The sequence below is a fragment of the Sulfitobacter sp. F26169L genome, assembly GCF_026410285.1.
GTDB lineage: Bacteria > Pseudomonadota > Alphaproteobacteria > Rhodobacterales > Rhodobacteraceae > Sulfitobacter.
Window position 1 is genome coordinate 46,020 of the sequence record NZ_JAPMLP010000004.1, and the last position, 11,436, is coordinate 57,455.

The 11,436-nt window shown below is 58.9% G+C and carries 12 protein-coding genes; 2 read left to right on the forward strand and 10 right to left on the reverse strand.

The features are described from left to right. Window positions 1-51 precede the first annotated feature (51 nt). The 8 genes from OS189_RS09410 to OS189_RS09445 are packed head-to-tail and all read right to left on the reverse strand — an operon-like array spanning window position 52 to window position 7,572. Window positions 52-645 carry a DUF805 domain-containing protein gene (locus OS189_RS09410; RefSeq protein WP_267167058.1) on the reverse strand — a complete coding sequence of 198 codons (594 nt, stop codon included), beginning with the start codon at window positions 643-645 and terminating at the stop codon, window positions 52-54. A 35-nt stretch (window positions 646-680) separates the two neighbouring features. Further along, entirely contained in the window at window positions 681-2,087 is a 1,407-nt protein-coding gene (locus OS189_RS09415; RefSeq protein WP_267167059.1) for a tetratricopeptide repeat protein, read from the reverse strand. A 2-nt stretch (window positions 2,088-2,089) separates the two neighbouring features. Continuing rightward, window positions 2,090-2,884, reverse strand: a complete 795-nt coding sequence (locus OS189_RS09420; RefSeq protein ID WP_267167060.1) for an alpha/beta fold hydrolase — start codon at window positions 2,882-2,884, stop codon at window positions 2,090-2,092. After that, window positions 2,871-3,866: a P1 family peptidase gene (locus tag OS189_RS09425; protein ID WP_267167061.1), complete on the reverse strand. Its 996-nt coding sequence runs from the start codon at window positions 3,864-3,866 to the stop codon at window positions 2,871-2,873. Before OS189_RS09425 ends, OS189_RS09420 begins: the two co-directional genes overlap by 14 nt. Before the next feature lie 4 nt (window positions 3,867-3,870). Then, the gene (locus OS189_RS09430) at window positions 3,871-4,221 is read right to left on the reverse strand and encodes a cupin domain-containing protein (protein ID WP_267167062.1); all 351 of its coding nucleotides are present in this window, start codon (window positions 4,219-4,221) and stop codon (window positions 3,871-3,873) included. After that, entirely contained in the window at window positions 4,218-5,816 is a 1,599-nt protein-coding gene (locus OS189_RS09435; protein ID WP_267167063.1) for an ABC transporter ATP-binding protein, read from the reverse strand. Before OS189_RS09435 ends, OS189_RS09430 begins: the two co-directional genes overlap by 4 nt. Next, window positions 5,813-6,628, reverse strand: a complete 816-nt coding sequence (locus tag OS189_RS09440; RefSeq protein ID WP_267167065.1) for an ABC transporter permease — start codon at window positions 6,626-6,628, stop codon at window positions 5,813-5,815. Before OS189_RS09440 ends, OS189_RS09435 begins: the two co-directional genes overlap by 4 nt. Further along, window positions 6,625-7,572: an ABC transporter permease gene (locus tag OS189_RS09445; RefSeq protein WP_267167066.1), complete on the reverse strand. Its 948-nt coding sequence runs from the start codon at window positions 7,570-7,572 to the stop codon at window positions 6,625-6,627. The genes OS189_RS09440 and OS189_RS09445 overlap by 4 nt, the downstream gene beginning before the upstream one ends. 196 nt (window positions 7,573-7,768) lie before the next feature. On the opposite strand from OS189_RS09445, the gene OS189_RS09450 reads away from it, so the two are divergent. Then, a complete protein-coding gene (locus OS189_RS09450) occupies window positions 7,769-8,206 on the forward strand; it encodes an HdeA/HdeB family chaperone (RefSeq protein WP_267167067.1) in 438 nt (145 codons plus the stop codon). 35 nt (window positions 8,207-8,241) lie between these two features. After that, window positions 8,242-9,411, forward strand: coding sequence for an acetoin utilization protein AcuC (locus OS189_RS09455; RefSeq protein WP_267167068.1), 1,170 nt, complete (start codon window positions 8,242-8,244; stop codon window positions 9,409-9,411). Here OS189_RS09455 and OS189_RS09460 read toward each other — a convergent pair. Next, complete coding sequence (locus tag OS189_RS09460; protein WP_267167069.1) at window positions 9,314-9,769, reverse strand: DUF1294 domain-containing protein; 456 nt, start codon at window positions 9,767-9,769, stop codon at window positions 9,314-9,316. The genes OS189_RS09455 and OS189_RS09460 overlap by 98 nt on opposite strands. 97 nt (window positions 9,770-9,866) lie before the next feature. Beyond that, window positions 9,867-11,345, reverse strand: a complete 1,479-nt coding sequence (locus OS189_RS09465; RefSeq protein ID WP_267167070.1) for an ABC transporter substrate-binding protein — start codon at window positions 11,343-11,345, stop codon at window positions 9,867-9,869. Window positions 11,346-11,436 lie beyond the last annotated feature (91 nt).

Below are 11,436 nucleotides of genomic sequence, written 5' to 3' on the forward strand. Positions count from 1 at the left end.
AAAAATATCCCGGGGGTTCGGGGGCTGGCCCCCGACGCTCCGTTCAGCCCGTCACCGCCGCGGCGGCATTCCCCACTGGTTTGCCTCTTCCTGCGTTCTGGTGCAGTAAAACACAATCAATACGATCCACCCTATCAGCGGAATAAACATCAGCAATTGCCACCATCCCGTGCGGCCGATGTCGTGCAGCCGTCTGCATGCAACAGCAATCGAGGGGATGAACATCGCCAGCGATGTCAGCAGGCCGACCGGACCTGAATCTCCGGCCCCGATGGAGAAATCCACAGCCGTCGACACCATACTGATGATGATCGACCACAGGGTCCACCACCAGAACTGGGACCGGGTCGAGCGTGTTTTGAAATCGACGTAACGTGCAAACCCGTCTTTCAGCGCGCCGACAAAGGTATTGGCATCTTCGCGCGCGGGGTCATGTGCCTCGCTGACCGGCATGCGCGGTTGCATGGGCGCAGCGCCTTCTGACGCGGCGCCGGCACGGTTGTAGGGCAGCCAGTCTTCCATGCCTTCCTGCCAGACAAGCGTGTCGCTGCGGATTGTGCCAGCACTGACAAGCCGTTCAAATTCCGCTTGATTGACCGGTCCGTGAGAGGTGCCTTCAACGGCATAATACCATTCGGTGCGCATGATCTGTGGAATCCCTTTGATGTAATATCTTCAGCCTAACCGCCTGTTGATGGTGCTGCAACTGCTGCGGACGAGTTGGCCGCCAGAGTCTGCGCGGCCCGTGCGCGGGCCTCTTGGGCCAGTAGGGGCAGGCCGGATTTGGCATAGACCTTACCAAGCAACAGGTTCAACGGCACCCCGACAGGGTCATAGGTGCGGCGCATTTCCAGCACTTGTTGAGCGGCTGAGGCCCGTCCGTCCTGCACCAGTGCATCCAGATGGATTTGCTCGAACAGATCGCGCTGGGCGTGACTGCCGCCGCATTCCGACATGCGTGGCAAGGCGCGGGCGAGTTGGCTGATCGCTGTGTCCCAAACACCATCTGCGTAAGCGGCTATTCCCGTTGCGGCGGGAAGGGCAACATCGCGCCATGCGATGTGGTCGTGCTGGCTGGTGTCGCTTGCGCGGTCACGGATCGCTTGCATCAATTCGGCCGCTTCGGGGCGGTGTGTGCGGGTCAGTGCGTAGAGGTATTGCAGGGTCAAGAATGGGTTAACGGTATCCGCGCCGCGTGCTGCAATGTGATCAGCCACATCGCGCCAGCGGTCGCCGACATCGACGCCGGCAAACTCCATTCGCGCCAACAGGGACACAGCGCCGACCTGATCCTGACTATACCCCTTCTCCAACCCCCAAACGTGGGTGTCATAGGCGCGACGCACGTCGTCGTGCCGCCCGAGGCTGAGATAGAACAGTGCAAGATGCCACCAGTTGTGTGTATGCATGAAGCTGTTCAGATCGCGCCACGTATCCGCCACGCTTTCCAGAAATGCCGCGCCTTCGGCAATGCGGCCCTGGGTTAACATAACGTGGGCAAGGGCGTGGTGCGCCCATGCTTCGTCGTGTTGCAATGCCATTGCCTGGCGCGCGGCAGATTCTGCACGGTCCAGCAGGTGGCACAGCTCGTACCCGAAGGCGATCATCCCGTGGGCATAGGCAATGTTGGCGGCCTGTGGCAGCGCCTTGAGGGCCATGCGCAGCATTCCCGTGGCATTGCCCAGATTGAACATATGATACTGCGCAAGCTTCAGAATTGTCATGTCACGGGGATGGTCGGTGGTGATGCGGTCACAAATTGCCAGCACTTGTGGTACGTCTCCTGCGACCCACGCTGCAACCGCATCGATTGTCAGTGCTTCGCGCGCAGTTACATCGCGACGCTTAGCCTGCGCACGGGCCAGATAAGGCGTGGCTTTTTGCGGGGCATCGGGGCTTTCTAGAAACATCCACAGCATCGCCGCATAGGCATTTTCCAGCGCGCAGTCGGGATCATCATCCGCAGCAGCGATGATGTTGGCCGCCTTGGGGTGATAGCTGAGAAAACCGTGGATGAAATCGTTCAGGCCGCTCAGGGTGTCGGGGTTTTCACAAGTGACGGGCAGGCCATAGAGATCTTGGGCCATGGTTATCTCTCCTCATGCAGCGCGGTAAAACTGTGCAGATGCGCCGCAACAGTATCCGGTGCGTCCCAGTGAATTGAGTGTCCGGCATTTTCGATCATGTGGATCGGAATATCGCCCAACACAGGCAGGGTAATGTCTGCGGGCAGTATCATGTCGGTTTGCGCCAGTATGGCTTGCGTCGGGCAGGCGGGGCGTTGGGTGCTATCAGGTGCATAGCTTTCAAGCGCTGCGATCTGGTGTGTCATTGCCTGCGCTGTCTGCGCGTATGGATAGGCAAGTGACGCAGTGGTTGCCTGTGCCACCGCGCCGGTGGTTTCAAAGAACGCAGGCGCGAACAGCCACGGGAACAGCGCCTGTAACCAGACCCCGGGCGCGGCATTGCTGCGCCGGATTGCCAGCAGGGTTTTGAACAGGGTTACATTCCGCTCAAGTCTGAGCGGGGCAGAGGCGGCGAGTGTGAGTGTCTTGACGTTTTCAGGGTGCCGATTGGCCAGCTCCCAACCGATCATTCCGCCCAGCGAATGGCCCATCACATGAGCGGGGCCCAAATGCAGATGCGCCAGAAGGGCCGCGCAATCGGCGGCGAAAATCTCTACGGATGCGGGGGCATCCCACGGGGTTGTGCGCCCCGTGGTGCGGTTATCGGGCCGGATGATGGTGAAATGCGGCTCTAATAAAGGGAGGAGTGATATCCAGCTTGCGCTGTCACTCATCATCCCGGCGATCAGCAGCAGCGGCGGGCCATTGCCAGAGCGCTCGTAATGCTGTGCGATGCCATCGTGTTCAAAGACCGGCATTGGCGGTGCTCCAGCAGGGCATGATATCCCCATCGGCGGGGGTTGCGGCATAGACCGCGCGGGCGATGGCGCGTGACAGGCACAGGGCGGCGGCGTGTCCGGTCAGCATCACATCGGCGGCGGGTTTGGCACCTGTCGTCAAGGCAAACACCAGATCACCATCGTTTGGCGTATGCGCAGGAACGCAGGCGCGCGCGATACCGTCATGGGCGGCAGTGGCTACGCGGTGGCATTGTGCCTTGGTCAGGGTCGCATCTGTCGCGACTATGGCGATTGTGGTGTTGGCGCGCTGTGACAGTGCATTCATCTTTCTGCTCTCAAGGCTGAGGCCAAGACCGCTGGCCGGATCAGGGCCCAAGCCGCCGAATTCATCCGCCATCTCGAAAGGGGCGGCGTAAAAATGCCTGTCACCGGGGGTGGTGACAGCGCCCACCGGATTGGCGGCGACCAGTGCGGCGACGGTGCTGCCATCGGGCAGAACCAGCGATGCAGTGCCTAACCCGCCTTTGAGCATGGCCGTCAGCGCGCCCGTGCCTGCGCCGGTGGTGCCGATTTCAAATTCGGTACGCGCCGCGCGGTAGGCGGCAAGGCCAAGCGCGCGGTAGGGGTTTTCGGCCCAATCTTTTTCACCGCCGTTCAGCAGATCAAACAGGATCGCACCGGGCACCAGCGGAATTTGCGCGGGGCCAATGCGAAACCCGCGCCCGTCCGCGCGCAACCCGTCCACCACGCCCGAGCAGGCATCAAGCCCGAATGCAGAGCCACCCGACAGCACCAGCGCATCCACCGCCGCGACGGATTTATCCGGTGCAAGCAGATCTGTTTCGCGCGTTCCCGGTGCGCCGCCCATCACGGCGACCGATGCGACAAACGGCGCGTCGCCCAGCACAACTGTGGTGCCCGATTTCAGCGTTGCATCCTGTGCGTTGCCGACACGCAGGTCGGAGATATCGCACAGGCTGTTGGTAGGGCCGGGTATCATGGTGTCAGATCCTTGGCTTGTCACTGGCTGTTTCCGGATCGCCCGTGTTCGGCGTGCCTTTGGGTTCGATCAGCAGAACGTGACATTCCTCCACCGCGCGGGGGCGGTGGCTGACGCCGCGCGGCACGACAAAGACTTCGCCCTCTTTCACCACATGGCTTTCGCCCTTTAGGTCCATGGTGAATTCGCCTTGCAGGACCAGAAAGAAATCATCGGTGTCCTCGTGCAGATGAAACGGAAACTCGCCCGAGAACTTGGCGACCATGATCTCGTTTTCGTTGTAATCGGCGATGATGTGCGGGTCCCAGTGGGTGGAGAATTTGTTCAGCTTGTCGAGCAGATTGATCGGTTTCATGCGGTTTGGCCTTTCAGGTCGGGCAGCACGGGGGCGGCCTCTATGAGGGATTTTGTGTAGGGGTGTTGCGGTGTGGTAAAGACGGTTTCGGTCTGGCCCTGCTCGACGATTTCGCCTGCTTTCATCACCAGAACGCGGTCTGTGATCGTGCGCACAACGCTGAGGTCATGGGAGATGAACAGATAGCTGAGATCATAGGTGGTACAGAGTTCTGCCAGCAGATCGAGGATTTGCGCGCGCACCGAGACATCCAGCGCGCTGACCGCTTCGTCAAAGACGATCAGATCGGGGCGGATGATCAGGGCGCGGGCTATGGCAATTCGCTGGCGCTGGCCGCCGGAAAATTCGTGAATGTATTTATCTGCGTCTGCCGGTGTCAGCCCCACGGCGACAAGGGCTTCGTCAATGGCGCGCTTGCGTGCGGCGCCTTGGGGCGGATCAGGTAGCAGATGAAAGGGTTCTGTAATCAGGCGGGCGACATGGTGGCGCGGATTGAAGCTGCCGTATGGGTCCTGAAACACCACCTGCATGCAGCGGCGCACCGACAGGTTGGGAGAGTTGCCAGTGAAAACCGGCTCGCCGTTCAACGTGATGGTGCCGTGCTGGACAGGCTCCAGCCCGAGCAGGGCGCGGGTGAGGGTGGATTTGCCACAGCCGCTTTCGCCGACCAGCCCCAAACGTTCGCCGCGGTTGAGGGAAAAACTGACGTTGTTCACGGCGCGAAACTGCCCCGGTCTGCCGAACAGGGTTTTGCGTGGCGTGCGGTAGTCACGGCTGACGCCTGTGACCTGTAGCAGGGGCGTTTCGGCGGCGGTATCGGGCAGTGTGACTGTGTGGGAGGATGCGTTGAACAACATGCGCGTGTAGGGGTGTTGCATGTTGTGCAGCAGTGATTTTGTTTCGCCCTGTTCCACCACTTCGCCGTTGCGCATGACGATGATGCGGTCGGCCATATCCGCCACCACTGCCAGATCGTGAGTGATCATCATCAGGCCCATGCCATCCTCGCGGGCGAGTTTTGTCAGCAGGGTGAGGATTTGCGCCTGTGTGGTGACATCAAGCGCGGTTGTGGGTTCATCCGCGATCAGCAGGCGGGGGCGCAGGGCAATGGCCATGGCAATCACCACGCGCTGACGCTGGCCGCCGGACAATTCATGCGGAAAGCGCGACAGCGGGAATTTCGATTGCGGCAACCCCACACGTTCCAACGTATCGGCAGCGCGGTTCATGGCGTCTGTCTTTGTCGTCCGTTCGTGAATAAGAATCGTTTCGGCCACCTGATCGCCGATGGTTTTTACGGGATTAAGCGCTGTCATCGGTTCCTGAAACACCATCCCGATGTCATTGCCGCGCATGGCGCAAAGCTCGGCTTCGGTGAAAGTAGTGATGTCATCATCGCCCAGCATGATGCGGCCCGAAGTGCGGGTGCCTTGGGGCAGCAGTTGCATCGCGGCAAGGGCGGTCATTGATTTGCCGGACCCGCTTTCGCCTGTGATCGCCACAATCTCGCCCGCGTCGATGTTGAATGAAACATCGCGCAGAATGTCGAACGTATAGATCGACAGGGTGAGGTTCTGGACGGAAAGCAGGTTCATGTGCGGGCCACCCGAAGACGCGGATCAAGATAGTCGCGCAGACCATCGCCCATCAGGTTCAGCCCCAGCACCGTGAGGATGATCGCAAAACCGGGCATCAGGGCCATGTGGGGTGCAATGCTGACCATGGTTTGTGCATCGGCCAGCATCCGGCCCCATGACGGCAGTGGCGGCTGCGCGCCAAGCCCGACATAGCTGAGTCCTGCTTCGGCGAGGATACCGAGACTGAACTGAATGGTGCCCTGTACAATCAGCAGGTTTGTGACGTTGGGCAGGATGTGTTCGACCGAAATCCGAGCAGCGGATTTCCCGGCCACCCGCGCGGCAAGGATAAACTCCCGCTCCCACAGGGACAGGGCCGCGCCGCGGGTGATGCGCGCAAAGACGGGGATGTTGAAAATACCGATGGCGATGATGGCGTTGATTGCCCCCGCGCCAAAGACAGCCGTGATAAGAATGGCAATCACAAGGCTGGGAAAGGCGAACACCAGATCGTTGCCGCGCATGATGATTTCATCAATCAGACTGCCGCGCCGCGCTGCCGCCCACAGGCCCAGCGGGATGCCCAAACCCATGCCAATGCCCACAGCCACCAGCGCAACCGCGATAGATGTGCGCGCGCCGACCATAATCAGGCTGAGAATATCACGCCCGAAATGATCGGTGCCCAGCAGGTGCGTCAGGTTGGGTGTTTGCAGGCGTGCCGGAATGTTCAGGGCCGTGAAATCATACGGGGTCCAGACAAACGAGACGAGCGCGGCCAGTAAAAACACCGCCGAAAGCAATGCGCCGAAGATCAGATTGCGGCTCATGTGCGCGCCCTTAGTCGTGGGTCAACCGCCGCGTAGGCCAGATCGACGGCGAAGTTTACGAAGATCACCGCAAAAACCAGCAGCATGGTGACGCTTTCGACTACAATCAGATCGCGCGCCGAAATGGATTGAAAAATCAGCCGCCCGAGGCCGGGCAGATAAAACACCTGTTCGATGATAATCCCGCCTGCCAGCAGGAAAGAGAACTGTAGCCCGATGATGGTAAGCACGGGGATCATCGCATTGCGCAGCCCGTGGCGCCAAAGCGCCTGTCGCGCGGTGAGGCCCTTGGCGCGGGCGGTACGCATGAAATCTTCGCCCAGCACATCCAGCAGCGACGAGCGCATGACACGCGCGAGGATCGCGGCCTGTGGCAAGGCAAGTGCAATCGCGGGGAGGGTAAGCGAGCGTATTCCAGCAAAGAACCCTTTGTCCCACCCTGCGAATCCGCCGGCAGAAAACCAGCGCAGCTTGATCGCGAACAGCAAAACCAGCATCATCGCAAACCAGAAATTGGGGATCGCCACCCCCAGTTGTGTGGCCCCCATGACGCTGATGTCTCCTGCTTTGCCGCGCCGTGCGGCGGCATAGATGCCAGCGGGAAACGCGATCAGCGTTGAAAGCGCAAGCGCATAAAGCGCTAGCGGCAGCGATACCCACAGACGTTGTGCAACCATATCAGCGACAGGTGTGCGGTAGGTATAAGAGGTGCCGAAATCACCGCCCAGCATACCTGTGATCCAGTTGAAATACCGCTCGGGCCTGGATTGATCGAGGCCGAGTTCGCTGCGCAAGGATGCCAGCGTTTCGGGCTGGGCATTCATGCCCAGCATGTACGATGCCGGATCACCCGGCGCAATTTCGATTACGGCAAAAATCACCAGCGATGCGACGGCAAGGCTGATCACAAGTGAAAGAAAACGTTTGAGGGCATAGCGTAACATCAGGTGAAGCGTAGGCGGAACGTGAGCGGTGGTCCAGCGCGATTTATAGTCCGGAAAAGCGCTTCTAACGCATAATATGGCTATATGGTTCCCAATATTTTGTCGTGCAAAAAGGGGAACTACGCAGTGGGTTCGCGCATTGTATCATCAATGGAAAAGACACCACGAACGGTGTTTGGAACTACGGAGATTATTTATGACACGCCTTTTCAAAACGACAGCTATTGCCGCTCTTGCAATCACGACTGCATTGCCAGCCTATTCCGCAGCGCACCTCGACGTAAACTCGATGACCTGTGAAATGTATAACGAGTTGTCCGGTGCAGACCGTGACAAAGTAGCGATGATGGTCGTCGCTGATATTTCTGGTAGCACAGATGGCACTGTCGCAGCGAACGACGGTACGGCCACTGCGACAAACGCGACCGAAGGCACAACAGCCGAAGAAAGCCCCACAGGCAGCACCAATACTGTAGCAGATAGTGACGGCACGGCGACAGCTACTTCGACAGTACCTGCGGGTGATGACATGTCGCAGTACGCGGAAAAGATCAAACTGCTGAACCGCACATGCTCGCGCAACTGGGACGCGATGGTGACAGAAGCCGCGTCCGGCCAAGGTGGCTCACGCTAAACGCCATTTGACAAGCTGAATTGAGGGGTCGCAGAGTGCGGCCCCTTTCTTTTTGCCAGTGCCGTTCTACTCTGCGTGGGGTGCAGCAGCCGCTTTTCATAGGACACGAGATTTTTCGCGGCTCCAGCTATGGGCCGCAACATCCGTTGCGGGTGCCGCGTGTATCGACCGTGATGGATATTGGTCGTGCGATGGGGTGGCTGCCAGCCGCGCAATATATCACCTCACCACGGGCCAAGCCGAAAGCGTTGCAGGTGTGGCATGATCCGGCGTATATTGCCGCGCTTCAGCGGATCGAGGAAGCGCAGAGGGCTACGCACGACGATTTCGCGCGGTTTGGTATTGGCAGCGTCACCAATCCCGTGTTCCCCGAGATTTTCCGCCGTCCGGCGACTGCTGCGGGTGGATCGATCCTTGCCGGTGAACTGTTGGCGCAGGGTGGGATCGTGTACAATCCTGCGGGTGGCACCCATCACGGGATGCCGGCGCGCGCCAACGGGTTCTGCTATCTGAACGATCCGGTGCTGGCGATGTTATCCCTGCGCCATCACGGGGTGCGGCGGATCGCTTATGTAGATATTGACGCGCATCATTGTGACGGGGTTGCAGCCGGGTTCACCGGCGATCCAGAATGCCTGATGATATCGATCCACGAAGAGGGCCTGTGGCCGCGCACGGGGCTGCTGGATGATACTGCGGAAGGCAGCGCCCTAAATCTGCCAGTGCCACGCGGGTTTAACGACAGCGATATGGCCTTTGTGCGTGACGCGCTTGTTTTGCCGAAGGTCGCCGACTTTGCGCCCGACGCTATCGTGTTTCTGTGCGGTGCGGACGGGGTCGAGGATGACCCGCTGGCGCACCTCTCTCTCAGCAATAACGCCCATTGGGGTGTTTTACGCGGCTTGATGGCGCTGGGTGTGCCGCGCCTGCTGGTGCTGGGCGGTGGAGGATATAACCCGTGGACGGTGGGGCGGTTATGGGCCGGTGTCTGGGCAATCCTGAACGGGTTTGATCCCGCAGAAGACATCACGCAGCAGGCCCGCGAGGTGTTGCGCGCTTTGACGTTTGAGAGAAACCGCCGCGGCCGCAACCCGCCGGATCACTGGTTTACAACCCTACAGGACGCCCCGCAGGCGGACGTAGCGATATCGCAAGCTGTCCGGGAGCGTGTTGCAACACTTGCGCGGCGGCCTTTGCTGTCGTGATTGGGTAGGTAAAGTTATTATCTGTGGGGATCAGTGCAAGCACTGCCAGAACCATGGCAAATGAAGCACCGGTCATACCGTAGACCGCACCGATTGCGTTAAGCTGCATGCCAAACGGTTGTTTACAGGTTTTATGGCGCAGCCTGTGTTGTGCAATTTTGGCACCGATCCATCCTCCGATAAGAGCGTAAAATAACAGGTCGGCTTCGGGCGTTCTTTGTACGCGTTGTGCTGCATGTGCCCTGTCACGCGGGATGCCGCGATTGGCCTCGGCGCATTTCTTGTCATGGGCAAAGGCGCGGTAGGCAATGACGCTGGTTGCAGCCAGATAAGCGAGTATCACTGAGAAGAATATCATAGGCGGCCTGATCGGTATTGCGAACCCGTATCTTGTACGCAAAAAGGCCCCGAAAATTCAGGGCCTTTGTAGGGTTTTTTTGGGGCAATACAGACGTTTAGTCTGTCCAGCTTACTGCCGTCAGGTCGTTTGACTGGGTTGGCTGGTTTTCCCACAGGCCCGACACACCCGCTTTTGCAACTGTCGGAAACGCCAGTTGGAACAGGTAACCGTTTACATAATCCTCTGCGATGATGCGCTGTGCCTCGCCCAGCATTTCGGTGCGCTTGTCAGGATCGGCTTCGGTGTTGAATTTGGCGATCAGTTCCTGAAACGCAGGATTGTCGTATTGGAAATAGTAATCGGGATTGGCGTAAATTCCGATGTCCATCGGCTCGGTATGGCTCACGATTGTGAGGCCGAAGTTTTTACCTTTGAACACGGATTCCAGCCACTGCGCCCATTCGACGTTTGTGATTTCGGCTTTGATGCCAACCTGCGCAAGTTGCGAGGCGATGATTTCGCCACCACGGCGCGCGTAAGACGGGGGCGGCAGGTACAGGGTTGTTTCAAACCCGTCTGCAAAACCGGCCTCGGCCAGCAGTGCTTTGGCCTTTTCCGGGTCATAGTTGCTGGTTGTCGTAAAATCGACGTAGGCGGGATTGTGCGGTGCAAAATGGGTGCCGATGGGCGTGCCATAGCCGAACATCGCACCATCAATGATGGCCTGACGGTCGATGGCGTGGGCCAGCGCCTGACGGACCTTTATATTGTCGAACGGCGGCATCTTGTTGTTGGTCGACAGAATCGTTTCCCCCTCTGTCGAGCCGACAAGAACCTGAAAACGCGGATCTGCCTCGAACTGGGGCAGGTTTTCGGGCGCAGGGAAGCCCGAGAACACATCAATGTCTTCGGCCATCATTGCCGAAAAAGCCGCCGTTGGGTCGGAGATGAATTTGAATGTCGCGCTGGTAAGGTTCGCTGGTGTGCCCCAGTAATCCTCATTCCGGGTCAGTTCGATCTTGTCGCCCTGTGTCCAGCTTTCGAATTTGAAGGCGCCAGTGCCGACAGGGTTTTGTTTGATGCCTTCGATACTTTCGGGCGCAACAATCACCGCGTCACCCCATGCGAGGTTGAACAGCATGTTGCCGTTCGGCTCTGACAGTTTGATTTCAACGGTGGTGGGGTCGACGACGTTCACTTCGGAAATCGCGGCATAAAGCGCTTTTTGCGCATTTGCGCTGTCTTCCGCGCCGATCCGGTCAAGCGAGAATTTTACATCTTCGGCGTCCATTGTGGTGCCGTCATGGAAGGTGACGCCTTCGTTGAGGGTGAAGGTATAGGTCAGCCCGTCGTCCGAGATTTCCCAGCTTTTTGCGAGACCAGGGATGACGGCACCGGAGCTGTCAAAACGCGTGAGGCCTTCGAGAACATTGGAATAAAGGACTGAATCAATAGCACCGGCGGCAGCGCTTGTCGGGTCCAGATGCGGCGGTTCGAGCTGGATTGCGATTGTCAGATCGTCTTTGGCGCTGGCGGTGCCCGCCATTAAAGCAGCGGTGCTTACGCCTAGAAGAAGGGTGCGAAGATTGAACATGTGAGACTCCGTTTGGACAGGTTATGCGCAAACGTTAGGCGACGATCTTTGCAATGGCTAGGAGAAACCTTGCAGCAGGATCGGCGCTGGG

Coding starts and splice junctions, on each gene's coding strand:
- OS189_RS09410 (WP_267167058.1), bottom strand. CDS start 645: ATGCGCACCGAATGGTATTATGCCGTTGAAGGCACCTCTCACGGACCG.
- OS189_RS09415 (WP_267167059.1), bottom strand. CDS start 2,087: ATGGCCCAAGATCTCTATGGCCTGCCCGTCACTTGTGAAAACCCCGAC.
- OS189_RS09420 (WP_267167060.1), bottom strand. CDS start 2,884: ATGCCGGTCTTTGAACACGATGGCATCGCACAGCATTACGAGCGCTCT.
- OS189_RS09425 (WP_267167061.1), bottom strand. CDS start 3,866: ATGATACCCGGCCCTACCAACAGCCTGTGCGATATCTCCGACCTGCGT.
- OS189_RS09430 (WP_267167062.1), bottom strand. CDS start 4,221: ATGAAACCGATCAATCTGCTCGACAAGCTGAACAAATTCTCCACCCAC.
- OS189_RS09435 (WP_267167063.1), bottom strand. CDS start 5,816: ATGAACCTGCTTTCCGTCCAGAACCTCACCCTGTCGATCTATACGTTC.
- OS189_RS09440 (WP_267167065.1), bottom strand. CDS start 6,628: ATGAGCCGCAATCTGATCTTCGGCGCATTGCTTTCGGCGGTGTTTTTA.
- OS189_RS09445 (WP_267167066.1), bottom strand. CDS start 7,572: ATGTTACGCTATGCCCTCAAACGTTTTCTTTCACTTGTGATCAGCCTT.
- OS189_RS09450 (WP_267167067.1), top strand. CDS start 7,769: ATGACACGCCTTTTCAAAACGACAGCTATTGCCGCTCTTGCAATCACG.
- OS189_RS09460 (WP_267167069.1), bottom strand. CDS start 9,769: ATGATATTCTTCTCAGTGATACTCGCTTATCTGGCTGCAACCAGCGTC.
- OS189_RS09465 (WP_267167070.1), bottom strand. CDS start 11,345: ATGTTCAATCTTCGCACCCTTCTTCTAGGCGTAAGCACCGCTGCTTTA.